Origin of the sequence: Bradyrhizobium sp. HKCCYLRH1034 (genome assembly GCF_051168375.1) — a bacterium.
Classification (GTDB): Bacteria; Pseudomonadota; Alphaproteobacteria; order Rhizobiales; family Xanthobacteraceae; genus Bradyrhizobium.
In genome coordinates this window covers 148,482-161,596 of sequence record NZ_JBNPUW010000006.1, presented here as the reverse complement: position 1 = coordinate 161,596, position 13,115 = coordinate 148,482, and the positions used below count along the sequence as shown (strand labels likewise).

The 13,115-nt window shown below is 66.7% G+C and carries 13 protein-coding genes; 3 read left to right on the top strand and 10 right to left on the bottom strand.

The window, feature by feature from the left end; genetic code table 11:
* Nucleotides 1–43: 43 nt before the first annotated feature.
* Nucleotides 44–247 carry a DUF1127 domain-containing protein gene (locus ACQR0W_RS16180; protein ID WP_315713722.1) on the bottom strand — a complete coding sequence of 68 codons (204 nt, stop codon included), beginning with the start codon at nt 245–247 and terminating at the stop codon, nt 44–46.
* 114 nt (nt 248–361) lie between these two features.
* Between ACQR0W_RS16180 and ACQR0W_RS16175 the strand changes: the two genes are divergently transcribed.
* From ACQR0W_RS16175 to ACQR0W_RS16165, 3 genes are all read left to right on the top strand, one after another.
* Complete coding sequence (locus ACQR0W_RS16175; RefSeq protein ID WP_315713721.1) at nt 362–1,282, top strand: transcriptional regulator GcvA; 921 nt, start codon at nt 362–364, stop codon at nt 1,280–1,282.
* 120 nt (nt 1,283–1,402) lie between these two features.
* A complete protein-coding gene (locus tag ACQR0W_RS16170) occupies nt 1,403–2,713 on the top strand; it encodes an MFS transporter (RefSeq protein ID WP_316169565.1) in 1,311 nt (436 codons plus the stop codon).
* A 109-nt stretch (nt 2,714–2,822) separates the two neighbouring features.
* Nucleotides 2,823–3,305: a CinA family protein gene (locus ACQR0W_RS16165; RefSeq protein WP_316169566.1), complete on the top strand. Its 483-nt coding sequence runs from the start codon at nt 2,823–2,825 to the stop codon at nt 3,303–3,305.
* A 214-nt stretch (nt 3,306–3,519) separates the two neighbouring features.
* Here the strand turns inward: ACQR0W_RS16165 and ACQR0W_RS16160 are convergent, their stop codons facing one another.
* The 9 genes from ACQR0W_RS16160 to ACQR0W_RS16120 all read right to left on the bottom strand — a co-directional run bounded on the left by ACQR0W_RS16160 (nt 3,520) and on the right by ACQR0W_RS16120 (nt 12,975).
* A complete protein-coding gene (locus ACQR0W_RS16160; protein ID WP_315713718.1) occupies nt 3,520–4,860 on the bottom strand; it encodes an HlyD family type I secretion periplasmic adaptor subunit in 1,341 nt (446 codons plus the stop codon).
* The gene (locus ACQR0W_RS16155) at nt 4,857–6,599 is read right to left on the bottom strand and encodes a type I secretion system permease/ATPase (protein WP_316169567.1); all 1,743 of its coding nucleotides are present in this window, start codon (nt 6,597–6,599) and stop codon (nt 4,857–4,859) included. The genes ACQR0W_RS16160 and ACQR0W_RS16155 overlap by 4 nt, the downstream gene beginning before the upstream one ends.
* Nucleotides 6,600–6,794: 195 nt before the next feature.
* Nucleotides 6,795–7,064, bottom strand: coding sequence for a GlsB/YeaQ/YmgE family stress response membrane protein (locus tag ACQR0W_RS16150; protein WP_315713716.1), 270 nt, complete (start codon nt 7,062–7,064; stop codon nt 6,795–6,797).
* Nucleotides 7,065–7,188: 124 nt separating this feature from the next.
* Nucleotides 7,189–8,172, bottom strand: a complete 984-nt coding sequence (locus ACQR0W_RS16145; RefSeq protein ID WP_316169568.1) for an ABC transporter ATP-binding protein — start codon at nt 8,170–8,172, stop codon at nt 7,189–7,191.
* Nucleotides 8,173–8,426: 254 nt separating this feature from the next.
* Nucleotides 8,427–9,839 (bottom strand): amidase, encoded by a 1,413-nt coding sequence (locus ACQR0W_RS16140; RefSeq protein WP_315713714.1) that lies wholly within the window; start codon nt 9,837–9,839, stop codon nt 8,427–8,429.
* Nucleotides 9,836–10,033 (bottom strand): hypothetical protein, encoded by a 198-nt coding sequence (locus ACQR0W_RS16135; protein ID WP_009026147.1) that lies wholly within the window; start codon nt 10,031–10,033, stop codon nt 9,836–9,838. The genes ACQR0W_RS16140 and ACQR0W_RS16135 overlap by 4 nt, the downstream gene beginning before the upstream one ends.
* A gap of 28 nt (nt 10,034–10,061) precedes the next feature.
* Nucleotides 10,062–11,111 (bottom strand): ABC transporter ATP-binding protein, encoded by a 1,050-nt coding sequence (locus tag ACQR0W_RS16130; RefSeq protein WP_315713713.1) that lies wholly within the window; start codon nt 11,109–11,111, stop codon nt 10,062–10,064.
* A gap of 5 nt (nt 11,112–11,116) precedes the next feature.
* Nucleotides 11,117–12,019: an ABC transporter permease gene (locus ACQR0W_RS16125; RefSeq protein ID WP_315713712.1), complete on the bottom strand. Its 903-nt coding sequence runs from the start codon at nt 12,017–12,019 to the stop codon at nt 11,117–11,119.
* Between the two features lie 2 nt (nt 12,020–12,021).
* The gene (locus tag ACQR0W_RS16120) at nt 12,022–12,975 is read right to left on the bottom strand and encodes an ABC transporter permease (protein ID WP_315713711.1); all 954 of its coding nucleotides are present in this window, start codon (nt 12,973–12,975) and stop codon (nt 12,022–12,024) included.
* Between the last annotated feature and the right edge of the window lie 140 nt (nt 12,976–13,115).

Genomic DNA, 13,115 nt, shown 5'->3' with positions numbered 1-13,115 from the left:
CCTTTGCGGTGCGGCACCGGCGCGGCGGGATGAGTAAGGGGGATCAACCCCGCCAGAACGGCTTGTCGATCTCGGCGGCGATATCGCTGCGGGACAGACCGAGGTCGTGCAGGTCGCGCTCCGACCATTGCGCCAGCTCGTGCCGCGTGCGGTAGCGGAAGCGCCAGGCGGCGAGCAGCTCCACGACGCCGGACCAGAACCCCGGGCCATGATGTTTCGTCATTGACGAGGAGACGTAGATGGACATGAAGGCCTCCTGAAAATTCCTTGAGGCTGCAATATCGAGCGCTTGCGCTTCATCCACAAACGACATTTACTACCGTTTCGGATGAAATAACGTCATGAACCGGGGAGGCCGTGAATGGCCCGACTGCCGTCGCTGAATGGATTGCGGGCGTTCGAGGCTGCGGCGCGGCATCTGAGCTTCACCCGCGCGGCCTCCGAGCTGAACGTGACGCAGACCGCAATCAGCCATCAGATCAAGCGCTTGGAGGACGAGCTCGGGCTGCGCCTCTTCGTCCGCCAGAACCGTAGCCTGGCGCTGACGCCGCAGGCCCGCGACTATCTCCCGCTGGTGCGCGCCGCGTTCGACGATCTCCGGCTGGCAACGGAACGGCTGGTCCGCAAGGACAACGCCAAGGTGCTGACGGTTTCCACCATCGCCTCGCTGGCCGCCAAATGGCTGCTGCCGCGGCTGACGGCCTTTCAGGAGGCCCATCCCGGCATCGACGTGCGGATCACGACGTCGACCGGCCTAGTCGATTTTCGCAAGGACGACGTCGACGCCGCGATCCGCTATGGCCGTGGCCATTGGCCGGGCGTGCGGGCGGAGTGGCTGATGGCCGACGAGCTGTTTCCGGTGTGCAGCCCGGCGCTGCTGCAGGGCGACAAGCCACTACGCTGTCCGGAGGACCTCGCACATCACACGCTGCTGCAGGTCAGCGGCGGCTATGACGACGACTGGCGGCTATGGCTGACCGCGGCGGGTCTGCCGGTGGAGATGTCGAGGCAGGGTCGGCTGAGCTTCGACCTGTCGCTGATGACCGTTCAGGCCGCGATCGACGGGCTCGGCGTCGCGATCGGGCGTACGGCCTACGTCCAGGACGACATCGCCAAGGGCCGGCTGGTGGTGCCGTTCAAGATGACGCTGCCGAGCGATGCCGGGTTCTATCTGGTGACGCCGGAGGGCCGGACCGATCCGCCGAAGCTGAAGGCGTTCCGGCAATGGCTGAAGGGTGCAATGCAGCAGAAATCGGCCGCCGCCAATTCTGTTCAGGCCTAGGGCACCTTGAGCGCAAAGCTATTGGCCGCCAGGGCTTGGCGTGGCAGATTGTCGCACCTTTCCCCTCGGCCGGCGTAGAAATCCTCCGCACGAGCCTCTCGACGGTAGGAGTTTCCCCGCGTGTCCTCAACGTCAATCCCGCAGCCGGCTACGATCCATTCGCGCATCGGCGCGATCCTGCGCGCCACCAGCGGCAATTTCCTCGAGCAGTTCGACTTCTTCCTGTTCGGCTTCTACGCCCCGATCATCGCCAAGGCGTTCTTCCCATCGGAGAACGAGACTGCATCTCTGCTCAATGCCTATGGCGTGTTCTGGCTCGGCGCCCTGATGCGACCGGTCGGCGCCATCGTGCTCGGCGCCTATGTCGACAAGATCGGCCGGCGCCAGGGCCTGATCGTGACGCTCGGCATCATGGCGATCGGCACGATCGTCATCGCATTCTGCCCGACCTATGCGACGATCGGCATCGCGGCCCCGATCATCGTGCTGCTCGGCCGGCTGTTGCAGGGCTTCTCGGCCGGTGTCGAGCTCGGCGGCGTGTCGGTCTATCTGTCCGAGATCTCCACGCCCGGCAATCGCGGCCTCTACACCTCGTTCCAGTCGTCCAGCCAGCAGGTCGCGATCTTCGTCGCGTCGGTCATCGGCTACGTGCTCAACCAGGCCATGCCGGCGGACATGGTGGCCGCCTGGGGCTGGCGCATTCCCTTCTTCATCGGCTGCCTGATCATTCCGCTGATCTTCTTCCTGCGCCGCACGCTGGAGGAGACGCCAGCCTTCCTCGCGATGAAGAAGCACCCGACCGCGCGCGAAGTATTCGCCTCGGCGCTGGAGAACTGGCGCATCGTGATCCTCGGCATGATGATCGCGGTGCTGACCACGACGACGTTCTACTTCATCACCGTCTACGGTCCCGGCTTCGGCAAGCAGCTGAAGCTGTCGGCGGCGGATTCACTGCTCGTCACTTTGCTGGTCGCCGTGACCAACTTTCTCTGGAATCCGGTCGGCGGCGCGGTGTCGGATCGGATCGGACGCAAGCCGGTGCTTGTGACCATCGCGACGCTGGCGTTCCTCACCGCCTATCCCGCCTTGCACTGGCTCGCGGCGGCGCCGAGCTTCGGCAAGCTGCTCGCGGTCGAAATGCTGTTCTCGTTCTATTTCGGCGTCTACAGCGGCACCATGCTGGGCTGCCTGGTCGAGATCGTGCCTGCGCATGTCCGCACCACCTGCTTCTCGATCGCCTTTGCGCTGGCGGCTGGGCTGTTCGGCACCGCGACGCCGGCGGTCTCGACCTGGCTCATCAACAAGACCGGCGACAAGGCCTCGCCCGGCTACTGGCTGATGTGCGCCGCCGTGCTCGGTATCATCGCAGCGATGACCGTCTATCGCGGCGGCCGCCAGGCCGTCGCGGCGCGCGAGCCGATCATTGCGTGATCGCTGCGAGGGGCAGCGCCTTCCTTGGCGCGCGCTTTCGGCGCATGATGGTGGGGAATGAACAGCAGCCGGCAGCGGCGGGTGTCGACGCTGCCGAAGGATGAACGCCATGCAGCACCTCATCGCTGTCGCCGAGAAGGTCGCGGCGCGGCTGACCGCCAAAAAGCAGACCATTGCCGTTGCGGAATCCTCCGCCGGCGGCCTGATCGCGGCGGCGCTGCTCGCGGTGCCCGGCGCATCCGCCTATTTCCTCGGCGGCGCCGTGGTCTATACGCGCGACGCCCGCCGCGTGCTGATGGACATTCCGGACGAGGCGATGAAGGGCATCCGCTCGGCGTCGGAGCCTTATGCGGAGCTGCTGGCGCGGCAGATCAGGACGCGCTTTGCGACTGATTGGGGAGTGTCGGAGACCGGTGCCGCGGGTCCTGCCGGCAATCGCTACGGCGACGCGGCGGGACATGCGTGCTTCGCGGTTGCGGGGCCCGCGACCGCAGTCGTCACTCTGGAGAGCGGCCACAGCGACCGTTTTGCCAACATGCAGCTGTTCGCGAAGAGCGCGCTGGAGCTGTTACTCAAGAAACTCGACGAATAAACCGCTGTCGTCCCGGGCAAGCCCGATGACGCGCAGCGTCGGCGGGCGCCGACCCAGGACCCATACTCCCCAGCAGAAATGGGGCGCGACGCGAGACGTCACGAGCATCTCGCGCCACGACTGCTCCCTGTGGTTATGGATCCCCGCGTTCGCGGGGATGACAGCGAGATTGGAGCGCTGCCCGCCGTCTCTGCAGGGACGGCAGCCGGGCCCCTCACTTCTCCCGGAACGCACGCATCAGCTGGTCGTGCAGCGGCTTCATCAGGTAGGAAATGACAGTGCGGTCGCCGGTCTGCACGAATGCCTCGACCGGCATGCCCGGGATCAGCTTGACGTCGCCGAGCCTTGCGATCTCCTCGGGCGGCATCGAGACGCGGATGGTGTAATAGCTCTGGCCGGTGCGCTGGTCGGTGGTGACGTCGGGCGAGACGCGGCTGACGACGCCGTTCAGCTCCGGCGTGGTGCGCTGGTTGAAGGCGGACAGCCGCAGCAACGTCTTCTGGCCGACCTGCAGCTTGTCGATGTCCTGCGGATTGACCTTGGCCTCGACCTGGAGATCGTCGCTCTGCGGCACGATCAGCATGATGGTGTCGCCGGCGGTGATGACGCCGCCGACGGTATGGACGCTCGACTGCAGCACCATGCCGTCCTGCGGCGCGCGGATGTCGACGCGGCGAAGCTGGTCCTCGGCGGTGACCTTGCGCTCGACGAACTCGCCGATCTTGTCGGTGGTCTCGCGCAGATCCTTGGACACCTCGCTGACCATGTCCTTGTCGACCTGGATGATCTGCAGCTCGGTCTCGCTGATCTTGCCCTTGGCCTGGGCACGCGCGGCGATGAATTGCGCGCGCTCGCCGTTGAGGCGGGCAGCGTCGCGCTCCAAGGTGGTCAAGCGCGACAGCTGCACCAGATGCTGCTCATAGAGCTGGCGCACGCCGTCGAGCTCCTTCTGGACCAGCGCGATCTCCTGGTCCTTGGCGCTGACCTGCGCGGAGAGTCCCTCGATCTCCTCGTTCAGCTGGGTGACGCGCTCGCGCAGCTGCGCCTTCTGACCAATGCGGCCGTTGACGCGGACCTCGAACAGCTTGGTCTCGCTCGCCGTCAGGCTCTTGACCTCGGGATCGCTCATGCGCTGCAGCAACTGCGGCGGAAACAGGATCTTGGCCCAGCCGCGCTGCTCGGCCTCCAGCCGGGCGGCGCGCGCCTGCAGCGCATCGAGGTTCTTGGTGACGATGGCGAGACTTGCCTTGGTCACGGTGTCGTCGAGCCGCACCACGATGTCGCCGGACTTGACGACGTCGCCGTCGCGCGCCCGAAGCTCGCCGACCACGCCGCCGGTCGGATGCTGCACCTTCTTGACGTTGGATTCGACCACGATCTGGCCGGGCGCGATCAACGCGCCGGAAATCTGCTGCGTCGCGGCCCAGCCGCCAAGCCCGCCGGCGACCGCAACGACGACGCCCATGCCGATCAGCAGGTGGCGGCGGATCGACTCGCGCACGCTCTCCGTCTTGCGGCCGCCAGGAAGTGGACCGGCAACGACCTGACTGCTCATGGCTTTGCCACTCCGGCTTCCGAGACGATCTTGATCGGCGACGGCGCACGCGGCTGCAGCACCTGCGCCAGCACCGTCTCCTTCGGACCGAACGCCTGGGCACGGCCGTCCTTCATGACCAGCACCTGGTCGACCGCCTCGATGCCGATCGGCCGGTGCGCGACGACGACCACGATCGCGCCGCGCGCCCGCGCTGAGCGCACCGCGCGTGACAGCGCCTCGTCGCCTTCGGTATCGAGATTGGAGTTGGGCTCGTCGAGCACGATCAGGAACGGATTGCCATAGAGCGCGCGCGCCAGCGCCACGCGCTGCGCCTGGCCTGCCGACAGCGCGGCACCCTGCTCGCCGATCTCTGTGTCATAGCCGTCGCGCATCTTGATGATCATGTCGTGCACGCCGGCTTCCTTGGCGGCGGCGATGATGCCGTCGGCGGAGGCCTGCGGATCGAAACGGCAGATGTTCTGCGCGACGGAGCCTGCGAACAATTCGACATCCTGCGGCAGATAGCCGATGTGACGGCCGAGCTCGTCCGTCGACCATTGGTCGAGCGCCGCACCATCGAGCCGGACATGGCCGCGCACCGGACGCCACACACCGACCAGCGCCCGCACCAGCGACGACTTGCCCGACGCGCTCGGACCGATGATGCCGAGGCCGTTGCCGGCCGACAACGCGAAGCTCACGTCCTGCACGATCGCCTTCTGGTCCCCCGGCGCGACGATCGAGATGGCCTCGACCGAGAGCTTGCCGACCGGCGGCTGCAGCAGGGTCGGCGCCGGTCGCTGCGGCATCGTCTGCAACAGATGGCTGAGACGGCGCCAGCTCTGGCGCGCGGCAACGAAGCTCTTCCAATGTGCGATCGCGAGATCGACGGGCGCCAGCGCCCGCGCGCTCAGGATCGAGCCGGCGATGATGATGCCCGCGGTCGCCTCCTGATGGATCACGAGATAGGCGCCGACCGCGAGCACCGTGGACTGCAGCATCATGCGCAGCACCTTGGCGATGGCGCCGAGGCCGCCGGCGACGTCGCTGGCGCGCTGGTTGCCGGCGAGATATTTTTCGTTGGTCTCGCTCCAGCGCGACAGCATGCGCCCGGTCATGCCCATCGCGACCAGGACCTCGGCGTTGCGGCGACTTGAGGTGGCGAGATCGTTGCGGCGGGCGGCGAGCCCCATCGCCTCCTTGGCGGGCGTGCGGGTGAGGAATTCGGTGATCAGCGTCAGGGCGACGAGGATGATGGCGCCGGCCAGCGCGGTAACGCCGAGCATCACGTGAAAAGCGAAGCAGATCGCCAGATACAGCGGTAGCCACGGCAGATCGAAGAACGCGCCCGGCCCCTGGCTGCCGAGGAAGCTCCTGATGTTATCGAGGTCGCGCAGCGGCTGCAGGCCCTCGTTGCGGCCGCCGGCGGACAGCGGCAGCCGCACCACGGTGTCGAACACCCGCGCGTTCAGGCTCTCGTCCAGCGCGGTGCCGATCCGCCCGAGAATGCGGCTGCGGATCATGTCGAGCGCGCCCTGGGCGGCGTAAAGCCCCGCGGCGATGATGATCAGGCCGATTAGGGTCGGCACGGACCGGCTGGGCAGCACCCGGTCGTAGACCTCGAGCATGAAGATCGAGCCGGTGAGATACAGCAGGTTGATGATGCAGCTCATCACCCCAACGCCGATGAAGGCGCTGCGGCAACCGCGCAAGGCATCGCTGAGCTCGGATTGCCTCACGTGAGGTGCAGCCGCCATCACCACCATCTCTTCAATTGATCAAATGAGCTGCGTGACCGCCGATCAAAAGCACGGAACTGGCGGCAAACAAGGCGAAATATACTGATTCCCGCGGAGAGCGTCCAACGATGCTCACTTTAGCGTAAATTAGCTATGTGCTGGGGTATGTCGCGTGGCGCAGTGCAAACGTTCAGCCACGCCGGATCGCAAGCCCTAGAGCCGCCCGCCGGTCCGCACCAGCCGCACCACCAGCAGGAGAATGATGGCGCCGAGCGCGGAATAGACGATTTCCGACACGAGGCCGGTGCCGATCCGGACGCCAAGCCGCGGGAAGATCAAGCTTGCGACCAAGGCGCCGAGCACGCCGATCACGATGTCGCCGACCAGCCCGAAGCCGGTGCCGCGGACGATCTTGCCGGCCAGCCAGCCGGCAACCAGGCCAACGAACAGAATGACCAGGATACCTTCGTTCGATACGTGCATGGCGTGTCCTCATCCAGCGCGGACGATCGGTCCCACGCGTGGCAGCACCTTAGCGAGGCCGTTGCGACGCTTCGACACGCGATGGACGGTTTCGGCCGGAGACGAGCGCGTTTCGGGCGAACCGTTACGTGGCCGCCACACTTGCCGGCGCCTCGGCCAGGACGCAGCGCGCCAGCCGCTGGGGTCCGAGCGCAATGTTCGGCGGCATCGCCTCCGAGCAGCGCGGCTGCGCCAGGCCGCAGCGCGGTGCGAACGAGCAGCTCCGCGGCGCCCGGTCGAGCGAGGGTGGCGTACCGGGAATGGTCTGCAGCCGCTCGCCGCGCCTGGCACCATGGATCGTCGAAGCCAGCAGGCCGCGCGCATAGGGGTGAATGGGTTGGCGCACGATCTCGCGCAAGCTGCCCTGCTCCACGATCTCTCCGGCATACATCACGGCGAGGCGGTCGCAGATCTCGATCGCGACGCCGATGTCGTGGGTGACGAAGATGACGGACATGCCGAACTCGCGCTGCAGTTCGCGCAGCAGCAGCAGGATCTGGATCTGGACGGTGGCGTCGAGTGCGGTGGTCGGCTCGTCGGCCAGCAGCACTTTCGGCCGGCACGCCAGCGCCAGCGCGATCATCGCGCGCTGGCGCATGCCGCCGGACATCTCGTGCGGATAGGACTCCAGGCGACGCTTCGCCGAGGGAATCCTGACGACGTCGAGCATCTCCAGCGCCCGCGCCTGCGCTTCCGCAAAACTCTTGCCCTCGTGCCGCATGACGGTCTCGGCGATCTGCCGGCCGATGGTGTAGACCGGATCGAGTGCAAGCCCCGGCTCCTGGAAGATCATCGACACGGAGCGGCCGCGAAACTGCGACAGCTCCTCGTCGTTCATCGCCAGCACGTCGCGGCCCAGCACCTTGACACTGCCGGAGATCTGCGTCCGCTTGTTCGGCAACAGCCGCATCAGCGCCCGCATGGTCACGCTCTTGCCCGAGCCGGACTCGCCGAGCAGGCCGAGCACCTCGCCGTCGCCGAGCGACAGGCTGACGTCGTTCACCGCATGCACGGTACGCTCGCCGGTGAAGCGGATGGTGAGATTGTCGATCTCGACGAGGTTGGTCATGGGGAGGCTATCTCACCTTGCCGTCAGGAACACCGTGGCCAATTGCGAAGTGAGCTGCGACCCTCCCCTGGAGGGGGAGGGTCGGCTCGCATGAAGCGCAGCGGAATGCGAGACGGGGTGGGGTGACAGCCCCTCCATGGACTTGCTTCCAAGGGGAGAGACCGTCACCCCACCCCGATTGCGCATGAGATGCGCAATCGACCCTCCCCCTCCAGGGGAGGGTGAGACCGTCGGACGGTATGCACAGGTCTCCCTCATGGCAGCGTCGGCACCCTGGCGTGGAAATCAGTCGCGCGCTGGAAGGCGGCGCCGATGGTCAGAATCGTAGCCTCATCGAAGGAGCGGCCGATCAGTTGCATGCCGACAGGAAGCCCCGTCGACGTGAAGCCGGTCGGGATCGCCAGCGACGGCAGGCCGAGATAGTTCACCGGGCGGGTGAAGCGGGTGATGCGCTGGATCACAGCTTCCGCACCCGGCGCGCCGCCGACATCGCTCTCGGCGATCGAGGGCGTCACCAGCGGCGACACCGGCGCGATCACGGCATCGACGCCAGAGGTTGCCGCGACATGCGCCGCCAGCGCCGCACCGCGCCAACGCAGCGCTTCGAGATAGGCGACGCCGGAGACGGCCAGAGCGTTCTGCAGCCGCATCAGCACCTGCGGGCCATAGTCCTGCGGACGCTCGATCATCCAGCGCTTGTGGAAGGCGGCCGCCTCGACCGCTAGCACGAGCTGGCAGGCTGCGGTGAGCTGGCGCTGATCCGGCAGCTCGACCTGAACCACATCGGCGCCCTCGGTCTTCAGCACCGCGATCGTCGCATCGAGACAGCGCGCCACCTCAGGATCGAGGTCGTCGACATAGAACGCCTTGGGCACGCCGATCCTGAGACCCTTGATCGAGGCCTGGGTGGCGGCGACATAGTCCGGCACGGGCGCCGCGCTGGCGGTGGGATCCTCGGGATCGGGACCAGCCATCAGCCCAAGGATCAGCGCACAATCCTCCGCGGTCTGCGCCAGCGGCCCGACCGTGTCGAGCGACTGCGACAGCGGCATCGCACCGGCGCGGCTGACGCGGCCCCAGGTCACCTTCAGGCCGGTGACGCCGCAGAAATTCGCGGGCATGCGGATCGAGCCGCCGGTATCGGAGCCGAGTGCCGCGAAGGTCAGGCGCGCGCCGACCGCCGAGCCGGAGCCGGACGACGAGCCACCGGTGACGTAGCCGAGCTTCCAGGGATTGTGCACCGGACCGTAATGCGCGTTGTGTCCCGTCGGGCCATAGGCGAATTCGGCCATCTGCAGGGTGCCGAGCCGGATCGAACCGGCATCCTTCAGCCGCTGCAGCGCGGTCGAGGTCGTCGTTGCGACGAAGTCGCGCCGAATCAGCGAGCCGCAGGTCGAGATGTGGCCGGCCTCGTAATACATGTCCTTGTGCGCAAGCGGAACGCCGTGCAGCGGGCCCTTGGGGCCGTCCTTGGCGAGCGCTGCATCGGCTTCGGCGGCGGCCTTCAGCGCCGGCTCGGATTCGATCGCCATGAAGGCGTTCAGCTTCGGCTGCCACTGCGCGATGCGATGCAGGCAGGAGCGCGTCACCTCGACCGAAGAGAGCTTCCTGTCCGCAATCGCCTTCGCGACGTCGGTCAGGGTCATCAAGGCAGGTTCGGTGCTCATCGGCCCACCTTCAGCGTCTGCGCCAGGACGTAGCTCGCCGGCTCCAGGTCGAATGGGAGTGTACCGGCAACCGCGGCGAAGTTGTCGAAGGCCGGTCCGATCGAGTCGGCGATGCGGGTGGCAACCTCCTTGTCGACCGGCAGGCCGGAGGCCTCCGCGATGGCACTGACTTGCTGGGGCGTGGGTCTGGTCATTCCGCTTCTCACTGCTGGTGTCTGCCCGTCAGGCGGCCGGCGCCCGGCTGTGTCCCGAGCCTGGGATCGCCATGTGGCAGGCGGCCTGATGGCCCATTGTATCCAGCTCCGTCAATCTTGGCGCGACATTCGCGCATGGCGCCTCGGCAAATGGACAGCGGGTGTGGAAGCGGCAGCCGGCGGGCGGATCGATCGGGTTGGGTGGATCCCCAGACAGCGGCGGCTCCTCCGTGCGCCTGTCGGGATCGGAGGACGGCATCGCCGCCAGCAGCGCCCGTGTATAGGGATGCGCCGGCCTGGCCCAGACCTGCTCGACCGGACCGAGCTCGACGACCTCGCCGAGATACATCACCAGCACGCGGTCGGAAATGTAGTTGATGACGTTGAGGTCGTGGCTGATGAACAGATAGGTCAGGCCGAACTCGCGCTTCAGGTCCATCAGCAGGTTCAGCACCTGCGCCTCGACCGACTTGTCGAGCGCCGACACCGCCTCGTCGAGGATCACCAGTCGCGGCGACAAAGCGAGTGCACGGGCGATGTTGACGCGCTGGCGCTGGCCGCCGGAGATCTCGTGCGGATAACGGTTGGCGAAGGTCTCGGGCCTCAGGCCGACCTTGCCGAGCAGCTCGCGCGCCAGCGCACGCGCCGCAGTGTCGGTCATGCCGTGCACCTTCGGCCCGAATGCAATCGACTCCTCGATCGTCAGCCGCGGATTGAGCGAGGCATAGGAGTCCTGGAACACCATCTGCATGCCGCGCCTGAGCTCGCGCAACGACATCTCGTGGCCGACCTGCCGGCCGTCGAAGATGATCTCGCCGGCATCGCGGTCCATCAGATGCATCAGGAGCCGCGCCGTGGTGGACTTGCCGCAGCCGGACTCGCCGACGATGCCGACCGTCTCGCCCTTGCCGATGACGAACGAGACGTCGTCGACGGCGCGCACCGTCTTGCGCGCGCCGAACAGGCCGCCACGGACCGGGAAGTGTTTCGTCAGGCCATCGACCCGCAGCAGCGGCTGCGCCTTGCCGCCGAGGTCCTCGATCGGCTGCAGTCCGGTGACTTCCGATGCTTCATTCATGCCTCTCAGCTCCGGATGTCCATCGCGCTACGCAGGCCGTCGCTGAGCAGGTTGAAGCAGATGGAGACAGCGAAGATCATCACGCCCGGCAGCGCCGCCACCCAGGGATTGACGTAGATCGCCGTACGCAAGGTGTTCAGCATCAAGCCCCATTCCGGCTCCGGCGGCTTGGTGCCGAGACCAAGGAACGAAAGACCGGCCGCGAGGATCATCGACACCGAGATCAGCCCCGTCGCATAGACGAAGATCGGTCCGAGCACGTTGCCAAGCATGTGCGCGCGCATGATCGTGAACGCGTTCGCGCCCGAGGCGCGCGCGGCCTCGACGAAATCGCGATTGCGCACACCCGTGGTGACGCTCTCGGCGACGCGGGTGATCTGCGGCACGAACACGATGGTCAGCGACACGATGGAGTTGGTGATCCCGGCGCCGAGCGCGCCCGAGATCGCGATCGCCAGAAGCACCGAGGGGAAGGCGTAGAACACGTCGATGGTGCGCATGATCGCGGTGTTGACCCAGCCGCCGACATAGCCGGCGACGAGGCCGAGCATCGTGCCGATGCCGAAGGCGAGGATCACGGGCGAGATGCCGATCAGCAGCGACAGCCGGCCGCCATAGATCAGCCGCGCCAGCATGTCGCGTCCCAGCTCGTCGGTGCCGAGCGGATAGTTCGGCGTGCCGATGTGGCGCAGGCGCCGAATCATCGAGCCCTGATAGGGATCCGCGAGATGCAGATAGGGCGCGAGCAGCGCGGAGAGAAAGATCAGCAGCAGAATCGCGACGCAGACCATGCTGAGCTTGTCGCGGACGATCCGGCGACCGACGGTCGCCCAATAGCCGCGTGCGTTCGCGATCGGCGCGGCCTGCAGCGAGGCGTCGTTGAGGGCGCCGGGGGTACTGACGCTCATCGTTAGCCTCGCTTGATGCGCGGATCGATCGCGGCCTGCGCGATGTCGACCACGAGATTGAGGATGACGAAGAACATCGCCAGCACCAGGATCGTGCCCTGCAAGAGCGGCAGGTCGCGCTGGAAGATCGCCGAGTTCAACAGCAGACCCGAGCCGGGCCACGAGAACACAGTCTCGATCAGGATCGAGCCGCCCAGCATGTAGCCGAGCTGCAGGCCCATGACCGCCAGGGCGGTCGGCGCGGCATTCTTCAGCACGTGGCGGAACACCTGGGTTTCGCGCAGGCCCTTCGCGCGCAGCGCCTCGACGAAATCCTGGCTGAGGATGTCGCCGGTCAGCGCACGCACGGTGCGCGTGATGATGCCCATCGGAATCACCGAGGTGGTGATCGCGGGCAGGACCAGGAAGCGGATATGGGCCCAGTCCCACGACCATGCGCCCGAGCCGGACGGACCGGCGCCGACCGCAGGCAGCCAGTTCAGCTCGACCGAGAAGATGATGACGAGCACCATGCCGAGCCAGTAGTGCGGCAGCGATACGCCGGCGATCGCAATGGACGTCGCCACCTTGTCGATCCAGCTGTCGCGGAAATAGCCGGCGACGAGGCCGAAGAACAGGCCGAGCGAGAAACCGATGATGGCGGCGGCGATCGCCAGCGTCACGGTGTTGGACACGGCGCGCAGCACCTCGGCGAGCACGGGACGGCCGGTGGCGATCGAGCTGCCGAGATCGCCATTGACGGCGCGCCACAACCACAGCCCGAACTGCACCGGCAGCGGCTTGTCGAAGCCATAGGCCACGCGCAGCTGCTGTGCCAGCTCCTGCGACGCGTCGGCCGGCAGCACCGCAACGAGCGGATCACCCGGCGTGATGTGAACGAGCATGAAGCAGACGAGCGCGACGCCGATGATGATCGGGATCGCATAGACCATCCGCCTGGCAGCATAAGAGAGCACGAGTCACCTTCATAAGCCTCTCCTCATCGGCGGAGAGTCGCGAGATACAAGCGGCACCAAGAAAGCTCCCCTCCCCCTTGCGGGGAGGGGTGGGGGGTGGGGGTCCACACAAAAACTGCCGCCGGAGTACCCCCCTCCCC